The organism is Pedobacter sp. AC163 (assembly GCF_979258665.1).
On sequence record NZ_OZ409872.1, the window covers coordinates 1681408 to 1698039 of the forward strand.

Sequence of the window (16632 nt, forward strand, 5' to 3'; positions counted from 1 at the left end):
TCCCTTTTGTAGAGAAAGTTATTGGCAATTAAAAATTATTTTTGGCCTTTGTTTCTTAAAGCTGGGTTGGCAAAGGCACAGTTCTCCAGCAAAACCTTAACTGCTACACATGTGCTTTCACACCCTGTACTCGTAGTTTGTGTAGCATAGTAGGTGTAACCATTTTCCAAAAGTGTATTTATGGGCAAAGTAATATTACTGCTGGCATCAGCATACCATTTAATGTCGGTACCAGTTATCATTAGGTTTGCCAAGGATGTATTTACCGTGGCACAAATCTTTTGAAAAGGCGGTGCTATTGGCAATATTTTGGCCCTTACTGTTAGGATCACATCCCGCGTACTTACACAACCTGTTGCTGTTTCAACTACCCTAACATAAACAACTGCACTATTGCTTAAATAACTGTTGCCAAGCGGATTGCTTGCTGCAAGAGCATCAGCAGCAGTTAAAAAATAACTAATGGTATAGTCAGATGGGGTTGCCACCAATAATGGATCGGCATCATGCAAATTGAAGGTGCCGCTTCCAGCATTCTCCGAGGTTTCGCAAGCATAAATAGTGGTAGCCGCCAAAACCGGACTAGGCGTTAAACCTAAGGTTATTGCATCAGTTAAATTACAGCCAGCGCCATAAGTTACTGTTACACTATAAGTACCCGGACCAGTTACTGTAATCTCTGGCGTTGTGGCACCGGTGCTCCATAAAATGGAAGTAGCATCTTGATTAAAACTAGCTGTACTTAGGGTGTAAGGATATTCATTACATTTTAAAACTTTATCTGCACCTAAATATTGAAAGGCACTAATGGTGGCGAATGTCCAATTGCTGTTACCACCAGCATCATCACCTATAACTTTATTTTGTGCGGCGGTACAAGTGCTGCCTGCGGTAATGTCTGTTAATCGGGCAAACTTAATATCAAAATTACACAAAGTGGAAATCAGCGTGGCAGGCGTACCAGCTGTATTGGAGCGAAACCTGATGGGGTTACAGGGTGTACCATTTGCGGTTAAAGTGTTATTTACAGTAATGGTGCTTCCAGCTCCAATGGCATTATCTGATGAATTAGTATACCGTAAATTATCTACAATAAAACGACCACCAAGAAGGCTAGTTGACTTTAAAAAATTAAGATTAGTGAACTTTAGGGTACCTGAGCCACTGCTTAAATTCGCGAGAATACTTTGGTTTACATTCATCGTTCCATAATCGATGGTTACCCCTGCCGGAGTTGTAATGGGAATACCTCTTACGTTTACGTTAATGGTACTACCTGCAGCATTCCAGTTACTAGCTGAACTGTGCGATGCGATATAAGTGTTTGTACCATCAGTACCATTTAAGGTAATTACAGAATTAGATATATCTGCCCGGTTAGTACCAGTAACATTTAAATTTAACGATGCTGCAATGATCGTTTTACCATTACTGTAAAACTGGCCAGATGAAAATCTGATGTTACCATTAGAATTGAAGTTATCTAGAAAATCATACCTACCTCCTCCATCAAGCGACAATAAGCTTCTTATCGCTACGCCATTGGTAGTAATGGCATTTGCACCGGCACTCAAAGAACCTCCTCTCATCAACCAATTTCCATTAAATGGGAAGGTCATGTTTGAAGCTAGCGTTACCGCACCGTAAGTGTATAGGTTAAATCCACTTGCACCTGCGAAAACCGGCATTTTAGCACTAACCGCATTATCCCAAAGCAGGTTTCTGCAACTTGCATTGTTATCAATAGTTACCGTTTGATTGCTGGCAGTAAATGAATTCCCATCAAAAAAAACATCATCAGATAAAGAAGGAATACAGCTGTTAACGTTATTCAGCGCAGGATTTCCACCCGAAGAGCCAATACTCCAATGTGTAGGATCTGTCCAATTACCTGTACCACCAACCCAATAAAAGTTTTGAGGCGCATTGGAAGTGATATTTACGTTTAGGTTATTCCCTAAGTCTTCGCCTCCAGGAACATTTAACGTTACTCCAGTCGAATTGATGTCTTTTAAAATAGCATTGTCGATATTGAAAGGTGCAGCTGATTTATAAAGTTTCACTCTGGCACCTGCCGTAGTAGACTGCAAAGAAATTTTTGGAGAACAACTGCCTACACTATTACTATTAATTCCATTTATGACCGTGTAAGTTGGAGCAGAACTTGATGTACTTGAAGCAAACCGATAAACTTTGCCTGCAGTAAAATTGTAGTTATTTACCTGATGGGATGCCGCCGCACCGCTCATTTGACTTATGCTGCCGTTTGAGCTGAAACTTACAACATTAGCCGAAAAGTTTAATACCCCGCTATGAGAAAATATTGGATTACCTGTTGGAGCGGTGAAGTTTATATTATTCAGTGCTAAATTACTCAGACTGACGGTACTGTTATTGACGTATCCGTTGATTAGGAAGATAGGATCGATGGCGCTTGAAATATTAATTGTTGATCCCGAAGCTTCAAAAGATCCTAAAAATGGAGTAGATAATGTAAATGCATTAATCCCTCCCAAGTCACCTCTTGAAAATGTTAATGTAGAATTTGAAATATCAATATGGCGAATATTTGTTGCTAATGCAGGCACAGAAGAACTGCCAAATCTATCTGCGGTAATAGCTTTACTATTGCTATTAAATGTTCCGGAATAAATAAAAATTCCTGTGCTGGCTCCTCCTATTAAGTTATCGGATAAATTATACGTGCCTGTTCCAAAAAATTGAATTGTATTAGATGCATATACGAAATTTGTTCCAGATTTAACTGTATGATTGCCACTGCCCACATAAACTAAAGCTGAAGCAATTCCCGTACTTCCAGAGTAATCTGCGCTTCCATTAATATTCAATGTGCCACCTGTCAACCGGCCTTCGTTACCTGGATCAGTCCAATACAAATTTCGAGCATAAGCCATGGCGCTTCCGCTACCAGAAATGGTAACAATTTGTCCACTGGCTGTAAAGGAGTTGCCATCGAAATAGACATCATCGTTAAAGTTTGGCAAACAGCCCGCAGCCGACTGTGCTACACCACCACTACCCGTTAACGACCATTTAGTAGGATCGTTCCAGTTACCTGTACCACCCACCCAATAAAATGAACGGGTTGTGGCAGTCGCAGTAGTAGCATAAGTACCTGTATTTAAACCCAAATCGTTATTTACAGGCATAGTAACTGTACTTCCTGAAAAGGCAATACTTTTAAATCCAATATTTGAAGTGGCAATAGGAGCCGTAGCTGTAAATGAAATCGGTGTAGCGCCTTCTGACCGTAGACTAGATTGACCAGTACAACTAGCTACTTCAACTAATGCATTAACATTCAATTGGGTAACACCATTTGAAGTAATATCTACCGGTTTTAGTAGATTAAGATTAGTGGTGTTTATATTTAACCTTCCACTACCTGTTATATTAAATGCAGATACGTTAAGATTAAATTGAGCTACACCTAAAGTAAATGGCCCTGTGCTACAACGAATATGCTCTGCTGCAATTCCTGGTGTAGTTTCTGTAAATGTTATTGACTTAATGCCATTTATTACTGTTCCATTTGTAACAGCATTGCCAGTATTTATAAATGTACTATTACTTGCTTGGTTAATGTATAGCTCTGCGTTGGTAAAGTTGTAAGTAGTACTAGCGGGACTAGCACCAAAAACCAATGCCCCAGAATTACTAGCACCTGCATTGACACTTAATTTACTATTTGCAAGATTTACGATTTTAGTACCTGTAGCTGTATTCGCAATACCAAAATAACCAACCTGCACCCAATAGCCATTGGCCACAAAGCTAGAATTGGTAATAGTAATTGATTTACGAGGCAAGTTTAAGTCACTTAGCAGCGTATAGGTACCAGTACCTGAAAAAACGAAATCACCTCCTGTTGTGGCACTGGTTTTCGATAGATTATCACCCATGTTAATTTTATGGTTTCCTGCACCTAAAAAGGTCATGCCATTGGAAAATAGATGTCTACCATTTGAGATAAAATCCCCATAAACATTCACAATACCTGCCAAAGTAATTACACCACTAGAGAGGATATTAATATTTCTTCCTGCAGCACCTACAGAGACACTAATCGTTTGAAGTAAATTTCCTGCCGGAAAATAAACATCATCAACAGATGATGGGGCTAAAGACCCATTCGCAGGAACACCAGAACCTGGCGAACTTTCCCAATTGGCAGAGTTGGTATAGTTCTGATCTGCTTTACCTACGGTTTTCCAGTAGAAATCGGTTGCCCAACCCTCATTGCTATAAGTTAGCATGAAGGTGGATATAATAATCAATCGGTATAAAATTTTATTCATTGTAAGAGCGAAGTGGCAGTGAGTAAGAAATCAATAATTTTAGAAGTAAATCTTACAACTGTTTAAACACTATATTCATGTAGGTTTTGGCAGTTACTGATGCTCCACTTAGTATTTTGTAACTCAGTTTACCATCGGCAGAAAGCGTTATGCTCGCAGGATCGTAAACGGTGTTATCAAAATAAGTTACAAAATAGCCTAGACCAGTTGCTGGAATTACGTTTAAAGTTCCGGCTCCTGCGCTTTTAATTGCAGATTTAGTTGGCGCAGTTTCTCCTGTCATGCTAAATTGGTAGCTGTAAAAAGAATACATATCTACAGTGAAAGTTCCTCCTGAATAGGTTACATAAGAAGGCAAATCTACGTTAGCGGTTGGCATTACCATAGATGGTGCGTAGAAAAACTGCGGACTAATTGCAGCCACTGTTTTTAAAATACCACTTGCATCAGCAACCACAATTTTATCAGTTGCCGCTCCCGTTTGTAACCCTGCAATGGCCAAAGTTTTAGTTGCATCGGTGGTTATAGTAGTAGCACGGTTTAAAGTCCCCCCAAGTTCAATTTCGGAAGTGGTTGCGTTTTTTGTGATACCATTATTAGTTGTAATATTAGGAGCAATTGCAGAAGCATCTTTTACTTTCAAAACCCCATTTGCATCAGCAACAACTATCTTATCATTTACGTCTGTACTGATATAATTAGCCCTTTCTGCAGCTTCCACAGTTCTCCATGAAGCCAGCGTACCATAACCTAATGCACCAATACGCATACCACCTAAAATAATATCCAATCTCTCTGATGGAGCCCTCCAAAATGGGTCAAAGTTCGGATCCGAACCAAATGCCCAGTTACCTTTTTGATCCATCACTGCACGGTAGTTTACCCCAGCAGTGTTCACTAGCGTTTTTCCACCATCTCCAGCGGAAGCGCCAGATACACCAAACCATATTTCTCCGCCAAAGTCATTTAATTTACCTGTTCTCAGCACCATACCAGCCCGCTGCTGCGTACTTAAACTACCTAGAGCATAGTTTGAATTTGCTGTTGTAGTATGCCCCTCAAAAGCGACGATAGACTGACCATTTCCTCTAGCTGTTCTTGATCCGATAGTACCACCAGAAATAATATTTCTGTGTACAATAGCCTGAGCATTATTAGTTGTTGCCAGACTATAGTTCAAATCTAAATCATCGTTAGCTTGAAAAGTTACTTTATCGTCGAATTGACGACCTGAAATCACCACGTCGCTTGGGTTATAGCCAAAGCCAATTCTTCCCCCTGGAGTTGCAATAATATCATCCAATACATTGGTTGATGTAGGTGTGCCCGTTGCAGGATTATTTTTTGCAGCATCAATGTGGAACGTTCCTATTCCATTTTGAGTTCCTATTGCCACATTGCCTTTTTGATAAATATTATCGATATTTTCAGTCGCCTTGGTCGATGTTAGCATCTTGTTCCATGGCTCAATACCCAGCGATGTTTGATCAATTGTTTTAACTACGCCAGAAATGGGATCTGCAACCACAATTTTATCAGTTGCCGCTCCCGTTTGTAACCCTGCAATGGCCAAAGTCTTTGCAGCATCTGTTGTTATAGTAGTAGCCTGAAGTAAGGCTCCACCTAATTGAATGTTGTCAGCAGTTTTGGTTAAACCATTATCGGCAGTTATTGCTGCAGTGGCTAGAGATGTAGCTGGAACTGTTTTTAATACCCCGCTTGCATCTGCTACAACAATATCATCTGGTGTTGCTCCTATAATTGTTCCGGTTTGCATTCCCTGAAATCTTACAGGGTTTGCAGCAGCATAAACATGTAGCATATTTGTTGGCGCCATCGGTGTAATTGGCAAACCAATGCCTACAAAACCATTGTTCTTAATCATCAAGCGCTCCCGCTCTACTGTAGTTCCGGTGGCGGTAGTATAAAAACTTATACTAGATGGCAAACTTGTTGCGCTGGCAGCACCATCTCCTCGAAAATACATACGTGCAGCGGCCTTAAAAGTTGTTCCATCAAAAATAGAACCTTTAACAAATGTTAATAAAGCAGTAGGAGATACTGGAAATGTTGGCGCATCGATAGTGCCCCCTGCCGAAGCGCCATGAAAACCTGCTGCACTTCCTGTAGCACTGAAATTATATATCGAGTGGTCTCTAATAATTGATGTAAAAGCCCCTCCCATAAGCGTAGATGGACTGGCAAGATAGCCATCGATATTTGCAGCCGAACCTGAAAGTAAACCTATGCCAGTGTTTTTTGGCAATATCGCTTTTGATTGATTATCTACCTTAAAAACAACATCCTGGTTATCTGTCGTACCTAAAAAATTAGTAGCAGGATTTGTACTAGCGTTACCAGTTAACAACCAACCTAAAGATGGTGTATTACTGTCAGACAATCTAATCCACTTACTATTTGCAGGTGTAACAGCGTCTAGGTTCCAATAATAATAACCTGGAGTAACATTATTTGGAGCAGTACCTGCGGTAGCAGTATTAAATACGGTTAAAGCATTTGCAGGAGCATTAACAGGTGCGGCAACGGTTGTGCTGGTTAACGCAATACGTGGCAATAACGCACCTTTGTTGGTAGCGGTCATATCTATTACAGATGATGGCGCCGGATTACTGGTACCAAAACCTTGTTGAGCTTTTAATACTTGACCATAAACTAGAAGTACAATAAGTAAGGATAAAAATTTCTTCATAGCTGTATGTTTGTGTCTTGTATTTTTGAATGTATATTTTTTCATGTTTTTATTGATTGAGAAAGCTAATTTCTAATATAGCTGCGGCGGGTAAAGTCAATTATTATATTACTGTGTTTTAAAAAGAGAGGGTGAGATTTCAGAAATCTCCTTATGCGCACTAATCATCCCTAAATATGGCACTTCCCTCTTCTCTTTTGCCTCATCCTATCTCGATTTAATCAGAAAGGATTGGAAATATTTGCTAATGGCTGAAGAAAAACTTTAATCTTTCCAGCCTCTATCTTTTAATTTATATACGGCTAACAATAAACCAGCTGCTACCGTTAGATTGGATTACCCAACCTTGCCATATTGATGAGCCAGTTATTCCAGTAGCTGCAGCATTGCCATCTATGGTACCGCCAGCAGAAACTACATTCACCGCTCCGGTTCCTTCAATCATTTTAACTGTATATCTTTTACCTTTATTGGTAGCAGATGCAGCTGGCAAAGTAATTTTAACTGTTGTAGCGACACCAGTTTCAACCAAAATCGTTTCGTCTGTTGCTAACATTACATAATCTGCTGTTTTGGTTTCGATGGCTGAAGTTCCTGTAGATGATGGTATTGTTTTTAATACGCCATTTGCATCAGCAACCACAATTCTGTCGGTAGCATCAGCACTAGCCTGTAAACCTTCAACACGAACAGGATCTGCTGTACCATTACCTACTATATGTAGTTTATTTGACGGAGTTGGCGTATTGATACCAACATTTACCTGCCAAAAGTCTGTACCCCCAAGTGACATGCTGTTGCTAGCTCCTACCTTTGACTGAAAACCTATTGCAATGGCATTTCTCAGGTCTCCTGACAACACGCCTGCTGAACCACCTACTGCCACGTTATAAAAACCAGTTGTATTAGTTTCAAGACTTCCCTGGCCCACAGCGGTATTAAAAGCACCTACGCTGTTAATTTGTAAAGCATTGGCTCCTACAGCAACATTCAATGCCCCGGTTGTGTTACCATTCATTGCATTATTACCGAAAACCGAATTCGCTTCACCTGTTGTGTTCATTCGCAGCGCATAGTTACCGGTTGCTACGTTTGCGTTTCCTGTAGTGTTTGATAATAAGGCTTCGTTACCGAAAGCCGTATTAGAATATCCAGTATTTACACGAAGTGCCTGAGCGCCCATTGCTGTATTATTAAGTCCGTCAGTAACAAGAGATAAAGCTTCTAAACCGAAAGCCGTATTATGATCTCCAGTGCCCGAATTAGCTTTATAACCAAACGAGGTACCTGTTTTACTTACATTACCAGCAACGGTATTATCAATTTTGAAGTTTAATGGAACATCATCAGTTGTACCTAAAAAATTAGCCGTTGTTGTACCTGCGTTACCTGTAATATGCCAATCATTTAATAGGGTCGCAGATGGTATTGTTTTTAAAATACCAGTAGCATCGGCCACAACAAAATTGTCTGTATTTACATTACCAGCATAAGCAGCAGTGTTGATTTCGTTAATTGAAATACCACCACTATTGATACTTAGGGTTTCTTTGAACATATTATCTGTTGCCGAATTATAAGAGAATACACCTAAAGCTGTTCGCCCAAAGCCAGCACCTAAGCTATTGGTGGCATAAATAGTATTGTTAATATTTACTAAATCTGATAAGATATTACCGTTACCGTCAAACTTTCCAGCTATCGAGTTTCCAATAATGATGTTATTAGAAACATTATTCATGTACCCACCGGAGTTACTCCCAAGAACAATATTTCGATCTCCACTTTGCAAATCGAATAAAGAAAAGTCGCCAATTGCAAGATTGCCATTACCGCTTAAAAGACCCGACATTAAATTAGCACCTACCCCTATGTTACTATTACCACTTCCAATGTTTGTTAACACATTTTTTCCTATCGCAATATTCCTAGAGCCATTACCTAATGATGTTCCGTTACTTCCTACACCACCATCTTGCGTAACGTGATTATCAGTACCAACTACTCGTAGATCGGCTGTAAAAACAGAAGGTGAAACTGAACGCAATACACCAGTTGTTGGGTCTGCTACTACAATTTTATCAGTGGCAGCGCCAGCATCTAATGTTCTCACTCTTAATCTACCATTGATATCTAATTTCTCAGATGGAGCTTTTACGCCAATACCGATATTTCCGGATGAAATATTAGTAAATCTTCCATCCAGTCCTGTTCCATAAATTAAATTCCCAATACTTAACTGATTATCTGCTGTTGCTGAAGGAACCCAAGCTTGACTTCCTAGCGTTGTGTTCCATGAACCTGTAGTGACATTATTTCCAGAACGCGTACCAACAGCGGTATTTTCACTTCCAGTAGTAGTGTTTGATAAACTCCAGTGGCCAAAAGCTGCATTACTACCCCCAGAGGTGTTAGCTTGCATAGCATAGCCCCCCACAGCTGTATTCAATGATCCAAATTTGTTAAGTGCCGCCGCACTAAGTCCAATAGCCACGTTATTGATACCATTATTATCCTTTAATGCATTAGAACCAATACCCACGTTTCCATTCGATTGTCCGCCTACATTACTTGATGCGGCTCCAACATTTTGACCGATAAATATATTATCAGCGGTTCCACCATTAGTTCCGTTGCTTCCAACACCTGCATCTTTTGTAATATGGTTTCTGCTTCCAACCAAACGCAAATCTGCATCAAATGTTGATCTATCCACTTGTTTAAGCACACCCGTTGTTGCATCTGCCAATACAATCTTATCTGTAGCTGTATTACTTGTTTGCAAACCTTGCACAGCAAGGGTTTTAGTCGCATCCGTAGTGATTATCGTAGGCTGAATTAAAGCTCCACCCAATTGAATGTTATTCCCAGTTTTATTTAATCCATTATCAGCAGTAATAGTTGGTGATATTGAAGTGGCGTCGATTGTTTTTAATACACCTGTAGCATCGGCAACTACTATTTTATCTGTAGCAGCATTACCTGTATAGGCAGCGCTATTGATATTTCTCATTTTAAGACCTCCGTTACCTGCTGTTGCGTCACCGCCTAAATCTAAAAGCTCAGTTGGTTTTGCTGCAGCTTCTACCCCAACAACACCAATAGCAGTGTGGGCATTTTTAAGAATAGTTAACGCATTATTTGGCGTTGTTAAAGTTCCATTACCAATTTGGAACAGTCCATCTGTTTGCACATCTGCGTTTGGTGTACCTGTTTTAATAGCATTTGCTGCACCAATAACAAATTCACCAGGGGCGCTAGAGGTATTGAAAGCGCCAAATGCAGTTCCAGCATTACCATAAACCTTATTTGAATAACCAAATACAGAACCGTGTTGGCCACTTACAATATTATCTTGTCCTGTTGCAAAAGTATGATGACCTGATGCAGTGTTATTTTCGCCAGATACCATGCTTGTATTACCCGATGCTGTTGTTTTATTTCTAACACCCGTTACAAAAGAAGCATTACCTTCAGCAATGTTATTACCTCCACCTAATGCCACCGATACCAATCCGCTAGCTACGTTTGCTTCTGCAGCACTTACGCCACCAAAAGAAAAGGCACCCTGCCCTGCGGCAGTTGAATTAGCGCCACCCGCAAATGAATTTAAGCCTGATGCAGTAGTATTATTTCCAAAAGCAAAGGCATTTGTACCACTTGCTATATTTGTTGAGCCGAATGCCGCTGAATTTAATCCAATTGCACCTGAATGGCCTGTACCTTGTCTCAGTGCCCCTCTCACATCTAGTCTGGCTAGTGGATTCGAACCCGAAAAATCCCCTAAACCTACATTTGCGTTTTGGTAAATATTTTGAGTATTTGTGGTTGCCTTATCTGTTGTAGATTGAACATTCCACGGCTCTACTACTATGCTAGATTGATCGACTCCCTTCAATACTCCGGTAATCGGATCGGCTACCACTAATTTATCTGTTGTAGCGCCTGGTTGTAAACCTGCAATCGCCAGAGTATTACTACCAGCAGTTGTTATGGTTGTTGGCACAATTAAAGCACCACCTAATTGTATATTTGTTGGTGTAGATAGATTTAATCCATTGTCTACTGTGGCTACAAAAGTACCTGTATCCCCTTTCGGACCGGCAATACCTTGGCTTCCGGTATCTCCTTTTGGACCTGTTAAACCTATAGGGCCCTGAGCACCAGTTAAACCTTGAATACCATCAGTACCTGTGTCTCCTTTCGGGCCAGTCAGTCCTATCGGGCCCTGAGCACCAGGTAATCCTTGAATACCCTGGCTTCCGGTATCTCCTTTTGGACCTGTTAAACCTATAGTGCCCTGAGCACCAGTTAAACCTTGAATACCATCAGTACCTGTGTCTCCTTTCGGGCCAGTCAGTCCTATCGGGCCCTGAGCACCAGTTAATCCTTGAATACCCTGGCTTCCTGTATCTCCTTTTGGACCGGTTAAACCTTGTATACCGTCAGTACCAGTATCTCCCTTCGGACCAGTTAAACCTATCGGGCCTTGAGCACCAGTTAAGCCCTGAACACCTTGTGTCCCAGTGTCACCTTTTGGACCTGTTAAACCTATAGGGCCTTGAGCACCAGTTAAACCTTGAATCCCTTGAGTTCCTGTATCTCCTTTTGGCCCAGTTAAACCTATTGGCCCCTGGACACCAGTCAAACCTTGAATCCCTTGAGTTCCCGTATCTCCTTTCGGACCGGTTAAACCTATAGGGCCTTGAGCACCAGTTAAACCCTGAATGCCCTGCGTTCCTGTATCACCTTTTGGACCAGTCAAACCTTGTATACCGTCAGTACCAGTATCTCCTTTTGGACCAGTTAGTCCTATCGGACCCTGAACACCAGTTAACCCTTGAATACCCTGTGTTCCCGTATCTCCTTTCGGACCAGTAAAACCTATCAAGCCTTGAGCACCCTGTGTTCCTGTATCTCCCTTTGGACCGGTTAACCCTATCGGGCCCTGAGCACCAGGTAAGCCTTGAATACCTTGTGTTCCTGTATCTCCTTTCGGGCCAGTTAACCCTATCAAGCCTTGATCACCTTTTAACCCCTTTCCTGCAACCCATCCGGCACCATCCCAATAATAAAGACCTGTACCATCAGGTAAAATTACCGGATAATTCACCGTCCCTGTAAAACCTGAAGCAATGGTCTTTGTATTATACACCACCATGCCTGCAACAGGAGTGCTACCAGTAGTTAAACTCCAGGTAGTTGTATTGATTAAATTTACCCTGGGAAATAATAACCCTTTGTTGTTACTCTCAAGTTCTAAAATAGACGCCTTATTAATTGTTGTAGGATTTTCACCTATTTTAACCTGAGCTTTTACAAACTGTGCGAAAGCAATCAATACAACAATCATCACTACCTTTGTAGAATTTTTTTTCATATAACAAGAAATTATAAATTTAATAGTTATCGCTTTGCAGAGACACCGAGCTGGTGAGAGAACGCAGAGAGAGAAAATTTTAATGCAATTTTAGCCCCAATTGTAGCAGTTATTACACAAAAAACAGCTGGAATGGCAAACTAAACTGCAGTGCAGGTTTTTTCTTCGATTATTTTTTTTTGAGGGATGGATGGGTTAATTTGAAATGGGGAGAAATCTTTATGCTTTCCACAGTTTGAGGAACTATCTCTACAAAACGCAAGGAAAAGATTAGAGTTGAGGTAACAGATTCCGTCTAAAAAATTAAAACAGAAGATCGCCACAGTCGTGAAACAATCCTTCTCCCGCCTACCCCAGGCAGGCAACGGTATTATTCTTTTTGCCACAGGAACCACCCCCGCCCCTCCTTGAAAATAAGAAGGGGAGTTTCCCCTCATAGTTATATAACAAATTCCCTTTTATGATGTAGAGCTTTCTGCTCCTTGCTTTCCAGCCGTGTAGATGATGGAAGGAGAAAAAACCTCTATCCGCCTATCGGCACCTTTCTCCTTAAAGAGAAAGGCTCGTAAAAGAATGTGCCCTTATTGCATAGCCGCCCTGCTATCCGGCATAGCAGATGATGGAAGAGCCTGTCCCGATTTACCTTCGGGAGGAAAACGTTAAAGCTTTAGCAGCAACGTTCAAAAACCACAAACCAAGGCAATGCGTATTCTGCGATTCTTCATCGCAGCTTGTGATGCCGCAATAAAAGCTTTGACGAATGTACCCAACATCAGATCCACGTGCCCCGATTCATCGGGATGCCTTGGTATTAATAATTTGTTATTGTTTTTTAAAAGTGTTAATGAGCTCGCTGAAGGGCTCGGTTTTGTTTCTTTTGTATCAAGAACAAAGAAGAAGGCTACCGCCGATGAGGCGAAAGAGATCCTTCGACTATGCTCAGGATGACATACAGACTAAGATAAACCAAGTACTTACAAATTGCGATGTTAAAAAAGGAAATTTAAGTAATATTGAAAATGGAAATAAAGACTTTACGTTCACAACGCTACTAGATATTGCTAAAGGTTTAGGAGTAGAGCCCAAGGGTCTGTTGGATTTTTTAAGTAGAACAGTCTAGTAATCAATCCTTACACGGACAATACTAGCTAACAAACCTAATAACCTCTTCTACAATATTTGTCTTCCAAAGTGAAAACTGCTCATTAATACCAATTTGTATGATAGCGCAATGTTTGTTCATATCATGCGGCTCCTCATAGCAAACGCCATCGGCGTGATAGTAACTACCACCAATAGTACCAGTAAGCCCTGGATAAACTAATGCAACCTTCTTTGCTTCAAAATATTGGTGATACACATACATCTGCCTTAAATCATCCGGCGATGGCTTAATGTAACCGTTTAAGTTTTTCCATTTAGTGTCTAAAACATATTTGTTTTTATTACCCTCTCTTTGCTCTACTATAATATCTGGTATCATACCCATAACATAACCGTGGTTGGGCCTCCAAAAAGCTTTTCTACTTTGCGTACGTATAATATGTTTCTTTAAACCTTTACGTAAAACTACAGCAACAAACTCCTCCCATAGTGCATTCATATCAAACATTAACGCCAACACATTATTTTTACCACTACTTATATCGGGATGATAATTCAACAGCAGTAAGTGGGCAATTTTAATAGCTTTTTGATAAGATTTGTTTTTACGATTGTATTGAATATCACTGGAAGATTTTTCGCTGACTTTTAGGGTAGCTAGGTCTTGGAAGCTTAACAAGAGATGATGTATTCTTGATTGAAGTAAGCGATTTTTGTTTAATTTAATTAATAAGTTTAAGGCTGTGTGAAGAATTTGGTTAAGTTGATGATCTTTATGGTATTGACTGTACTGCACATAAAACCGCTCTTTATGCACTAAATTTTGGCTTATATGTTTCTGGAAGAGTAATTTACCCTTTAATGCTTTTAAGTTTCCTTCTTCTTTCACATATCTTTTGATAAGGCCTATGTGCACCAAATATTCTACTTCCTTTACAAAAAGTTCAAAATAGAGATCTAACAAGCTATTTTGTTTAATCTTTAGATTTGCTTCGCTTGTAGTATCAACTGGAAAATTCCAAATGGTACGAATCATATTTAACAATATGCCCTGCCATCTACTTTCCTGTGTGTCCCTTATCTCCTCGGCGTTGTTAATGGTTAACGCCTTGTCAGCTTTCGGTAAAACCTCAACTAAGTATTTACCTAACTGAATCACTCCAACATGTTCATTAAATTGTATTCCTCTATGCAAGAGTTTAAAATAGGGAATACCGTCGCCATGATATTTAAGCAACAATGCATACAAATCCTTATCCAGTGGCTTTTCGCCACGGTCTACAAAACAACGCTCGTGTTCAAAAAATTTAAACTGAAACTTCTTGTGTTGCATCTACACCTTGGTTAAGTAATGTTGATATAGCTTTCTCAAATGTTTCATCTGCAGCTAGGTAACTGCCATTTCGATAATCCTTGATATAATAGATTTGCTTCTCTTCATAGTTACTAGCCAACTCGGGATCAAAACTTGAAAATACATTAGCATTAACCGTTTGCTGCTTGATAAAGCCTGACCCTAAGACTAGACCGATTTTGGCATAATCTACATAAAAGTATTCCTGTAATAAAGGAATTACCTTATCATAGAAAGCAGCTTTTAAATCGGCTAAATTATTTATATCGATAAAATAAGAATGACCTATTTGATGATCTCTATCTAAGAGCACTTCTATTCGTTGATTTATTATCGTTAATATTTTTTCTAAATTAAACTTATTGCCATGATAGTTATATAGCTTTGAAATATCGCTAGGATTTTGTCCATTAGCCTCTAAGCTCTCCCAAAGCATTTCTTTATCTACTTCCCACTTCTGGTTAAACTCAAATAGCTCATTTAATCCATTTTCTACCGTAATCCATTCCTGTTTCTGCCACGCTACATTTTTGAACTTCCAAAGAGCATCATAAATTAGCTTATCAGTATTTAATAAACTTGGGAGCGGCATCATCTCTTCAAATGCAAAACGTCTGCGTAAGGCTGTATCTAAAGCTTCCACACTCCTATCCGCTGTGTTCATCGTGCCAATGATGTAAAGATTGCTAGGCACAGAAAACTTTTCCTTACTGTAAGGCAATGTAATTTCCAGCACCTCAGCAGCACCCGCCCGTTTGCTTTCTTCAATTAAAGTAATAAGCTCACCAAAAATGGCAGAAACATTACCACGGTTAATTTCATCGATAATCAAGACAAAAGGTTTCAATAATGCAACGTCTAACTCAATTGTGGGCTGATGTTGTGCAATTTTCTTATTTATATTATTAATTACTGCCCAATAGGCTGTAGAATTTGCACCACCGATCACTGCTCTAAACTCTTTATCAATGTTTTTAACTACAGATAATTCGGGAAAAGTAGCTTGTAACTTCTTAGCTCTGTTGTATGATACTGTATATTCTAAACCCACAATGCTGAAAGGTGTCAAGCGTAGATTACCTTGATCTGTAACTTCTGTAACCTTCAAACCTCTTTTTGGTGTTAGGATATCCAGAACGAAATCATCCATTGTCTCTTCGGTTGCCCTTACTTCTTCTAATAGATCATTCCATGCTTCATCAAATTGGTATACCACAGTTTGTTCTTCTTTGAAAGACGAAACCCTTGCCTTAGCGCACAGAGTTTTAAATATTCCATCTTTCACATCATATACCACCGAACGTAGACCTTCTTTATCCTCTTCCACTTCCGGCTTTATTCCCTCCACAAAATCTTCATAGCCCATGCTTTGGTGAAAAGTGGTAAACACAATTTGCCCATTAGCCATGTAAGTTTGATACCTTTCTTTTAATGCTTCCCTTGTTTCTTGTGCTAATTCATCTTTTAATTTATTTTCGATTATAGACAATGCTTTGTTAATGGTATGGTAGGTTTTACCAGTACCCGGAGGACCATATAGGATTTGGTTAAGAGGATGTTTCATGAGAATTTTCTGGGTAGCTGTTAAATTATCATTGATTTCGGAATTTTCTCCGATGCCATCTTCCATTTGCCCGTCTAAAGCCTGATATAAAATATCTTGAGCAAAAATTAAATTATTGGAATCTGAGTAGCAATCATCTAATAAAAAACCTTCTTTCAATGCTATCAATTCCTGATCAACATTAATGTAGTTAGTTATAAA

Annotated in this window: 5 protein-coding genes; all 5 read right to left on the reverse strand. The window is 39.8% G+C overall.

Going from position 1 to position 16632, the window contains the following annotated elements; genetic code table 11:
* Positions 1-35 precede the first annotated feature (35 nt).
* Positions 36-4319, reverse strand: a complete 4284-nt coding sequence (locus ACZZZK_RS07135) for a beta strand repeat-containing protein (protein ID WP_463483535.1) — start codon at positions 4317-4319, stop codon at positions 36-38.
* 52 nt (positions 4320-4371) lie between these two features.
* Positions 4372-7029 (reverse strand): autotransporter outer membrane beta-barrel domain-containing protein, encoded by a 2658-nt coding sequence (locus ACZZZK_RS07140; RefSeq protein ID WP_463483536.1) that lies wholly within the window; start codon positions 7027-7029, stop codon positions 4372-4374.
* Between the two features lie 292 nt (positions 7030-7321).
* Positions 7322-12409, reverse strand: a complete 5088-nt coding sequence (locus tag ACZZZK_RS07145; RefSeq protein ID WP_463483537.1) for a hypothetical protein — start codon at positions 12407-12409, stop codon at positions 7322-7324.
* 1144 nt (positions 12410-13553) lie between these two features.
* Positions 13554-14846: an McrC family protein gene (locus ACZZZK_RS07150; RefSeq protein ID WP_463483538.1), complete on the reverse strand. Its 1293-nt coding sequence runs from the start codon at positions 14844-14846 to the stop codon at positions 13554-13556.
* A complete protein-coding gene (locus tag ACZZZK_RS07155) occupies positions 14821-16599 on the reverse strand; it encodes an McrB family protein (RefSeq protein WP_463483539.1) in 1779 nt (592 codons plus the stop codon). Before ACZZZK_RS07155 ends, ACZZZK_RS07150 begins: the two co-directional genes overlap by 26 nt.
* Positions 16600-16632 lie beyond the last annotated feature (33 nt).